At 72.0% G+C, this 2,189-nt stretch carries 4 protein-coding genes; all 4 read right to left on the bottom strand.

What is annotated here, in order from left to right; genetic code table 11:
- A partial coding sequence (locus GTR02_RS21375) for an Hpt domain-containing protein (RefSeq protein WP_205709774.1) occupies nucleotides 1-485 on the bottom strand: 485 nt, incomplete at its 3' end.
- A 156-nt stretch (nucleotides 486-641) separates the two neighbouring features.
- Nucleotides 642-1,274, bottom strand: a complete 633-nt coding sequence (locus GTR02_RS21370; protein WP_166609482.1) for a GTP-binding protein — start codon at nucleotides 1,272-1,274, stop codon at nucleotides 642-644.
- Complete coding sequence (locus tag GTR02_RS23565) at nucleotides 1,255-1,701, bottom strand: DUF742 domain-containing protein (protein WP_338073975.1); 447 nt, start codon at nucleotides 1,699-1,701, stop codon at nucleotides 1,255-1,257. Before GTR02_RS23565 ends, GTR02_RS21370 begins: the two co-directional genes overlap by 20 nt.
- 5 nt (nucleotides 1,702-1,706) lie before the next feature.
- The gene (locus tag GTR02_RS21360; protein WP_166609481.1) at nucleotides 1,707-2,153 is read right to left on the bottom strand and encodes a roadblock/LC7 domain-containing protein; all 447 of its coding nucleotides are present in this window, start codon (nucleotides 2,151-2,153) and stop codon (nucleotides 1,707-1,709) included.
- Nucleotides 2,154-2,189 lie beyond the last annotated feature (36 nt).

Raw genomic sequence — 2,189 nt, 5'->3', positions numbered from 1 at the left:
TGCGCCGGCTCGACGACGGCGGGCACCAGGTCGGCGGGAGCAGCCACCACGTCGTCCGCGGTGTGACCGGCGCCGTCGACGGGCGGGAGCACGGGCTCCTCGCCGTCCAGCACGGCGCGGATCGCGGTGACGACCAGGTCGACCTCGACGTCGCCCTCGACGCCGGTCTCCTCGATGCGGGTGAGCAGCGCGCGGACGGTGTCCACCATGCGCAGCAGGACGTCGGTGGTGCTGGGGGTCATGACGAGCTGGCCGTCGCGGAGGCGGGCCAGGAGGTTCTCGCCGACGTGGGCGACGGCCTCGAGGCGGCCGAAGGCCAGGAACCCGCTGGTGCCCTTGATGGTGTGGATGGTGCGGAACACGCTGGACAGCAGCTCGCGGGACTCCGGCTGCTGCTCGAGCGCGACGAGGTCTGAGTCCAGCTGGTCCAGGTTCTCGTAGCTCTCGACGAGGAACTCCTGGACGATCTCGTCCATGTCGTCCATGTGGTCCGCTCCGGATCTCTTCAGGCGTTCAGGGGGTCTGACTGCTCCACAGCCTTCATCGGCACCGCCCCCGCAGACCTGAAACGCCGCGAGGCCGGCCCCCGGTGGGGGCCGGCCTCGCGGCGCGGGCGGAGCGGACTGCGGTGGGGACTGCGGTCAGGCGTTCGCGGTGAGCCGAGCGAGCGCCGTCTGCACGAGGGTGATGAGCCCGTGCTTGGTCGCGGCCCGGCTGCGCGCGTCGGTGTAGATGAGGGGCACGTGCGCGGGGACGGCGAGCGCCTCGCGGACGGCGTCCAGGTCGTGCTGGGCGATGCCGTCGAAGCAGTTGACGGCGACGACGAAGGGGATGCCGCGGGACTCGAAGTAGTCCACGGCCGGGAAGCACTGGTCGAGGCGGTCGGTGTCGACGAGCACCACGGCGCCGATCGCCCCCTTGACGAGGTCGTCCCACATGAAGAGGAACCGGTCCTGGCCCGGCGTCCCGAACAGGTACAGCCACAGGTTGCCGGGCAGGGCGATCCGGCCGAAGTCCATGGCCACGGTCGTCGACGTCTTGCGCGAGGAGTTCAGCCCGGCGTCGTCGACGCCGACCGAGTGCTCGGTCATGGCGGCCTCGGTGCGCAGCGGCTCGATGTCGGAGATCGAGCCGATGAACGTCGTCTTCCCGACGGCGAACCCGCCGGCGACGACGATCTTCACGACGGTGGGCGCGACGGTCGGGCCGGTGACGGTCAGGCCGGGGCCCTCCGCCGGGGCGGTGGCCCTGGCCTCAGAGCGAGAAGATGCCATGCAGAACACTCTCCAGGACGCTGATGGTGGACGACGGTTCGGTGCTGGTGGTGGCGCGCCGGACCCCGTGGACGCGGACGTCGCCGACCTCGACGAGGTCGCCCACGACGACGCGCACCACACCGAGCGGCAGGTGCAGGTGCGCGGACAGCTCCGCGATCGAGACGTACTGGTCCCGGGCGAGCTCGAGGATCCGCCGGCGTTCGGGCGTCATCGACACGACGGGTTCCGCGACCGCCTCCACGAGCGCCTCGAACGGGAGGGCGTCGGAGGAGGGGCGGGTGCGGCCACCCGTCAGGGTGTACGGGCGGACGGCGAACTCGACGTGCTCGGGTTCCGGGTGGTCCTGCGCTGCGCCGTCGACCTCGTGCTCGTCGGGGGCCCGGCCGTCGCCGGAGACCACGCCGGAGCCGCCGGGGAGGGTCACCGCCGTCACCTGAGCGAGGCGACGGGGGCCGAGGTGGGCAGCGCCGCGCGCATCTCCGACACGAGCTGCGGCGTGAGGACGGCCTCGCAGCGCTGCACCAGCATGGCCATCTCGTAGCCGATGAGGCCGACGTCGCAGCCCGCCTCGGCGGAGACGGCGAGGACGGAACCGTCGGAGATGTTGACCAGGAAGAAGAACGAGTCGTCCATCTCGATGATCGCCTGGCGGACGTCGCCGGCGCGCAGCTGGTGGGCGGCGCCGCGCGCCAGGCTCGAGACGCCCGAGACGATCGCCGACAGCTGGTCGCCGGATTCCCGGTCGAGGCGGTCGGACATGGCCATGAGGAGGCCGTCGGCGGAGACCACGACCGTGTGCTGGACGCCCGCGGTGGAGCGGACGAAGTTGTCGAGCAGCCAGCTGAAGTCGGCGGCCTCGGTGCTGAGCGCGGTCACTGGGAAGGTCCTCTCCGGGGGCGGGACGGGGTGTGG

The sequence above is a fragment of the Kineococcus siccus genome (assembly GCF_009906795.1).
GTDB classification, from domain to species: domain Bacteria; phylum Actinomycetota; class Actinomycetes; order Actinomycetales; family Kineococcaceae; genus Kineococcus; species Kineococcus siccus.
Note: the sequence above shows the minus strand (reverse complement) of the source record. Positions and strands in the feature narration are given on the sequence as shown.

Bases quoted from the DNA above. Each gene is read 5' to 3' on its own strand.
- GTR02_RS21370 (WP_166609482.1), bottom strand. From the start codon at position 1,274: ATGGCATCTTCTCGCTCTGAGGCCAGGGCCACCGCCCCGGCGGAGGGC.